Source organism: Turicimonas sp. TL08, assembly GCF_054660695.1.
The window spans coordinates 1-234 of the sequence record NZ_BAAGDP010000129.1; the positions used below are offsets into that span (position 1 = coordinate 1).

Below are 234 nucleotides of genomic sequence, written 5' to 3' on the forward strand. Positions count from 1 at the left end.
TACTGACGGGGTTCAATGAAGCTTTCATTATTTCAGGAACAAAACGGGAAGAAATTTTAAACAACTGCAAAACCGAAGAGGAGAAAGAAAGAACTGCAGAATTAATACGACCTATTCTTCGAGGCCGAGATATTCAACGATTCGACTTCCATTGGGCCGGACTTTACCTCATTGCTACATTTCCTTCCAGGCATTATGACATTAATCATCTTCCGGCACTAAAAGCTCACCTTC

1 protein-coding gene is annotated in these 234 nt (G+C 41.0%); it reads left to right on the forward strand.

The features are described 5' to 3' along the window. Positions 1 to 234, forward strand: a 234-nt coding sequence (locus ACYQ4O_RS13220; RefSeq protein ID WP_460175903.1) for a hypothetical protein, incomplete at both ends; no start/stop codon positions are given.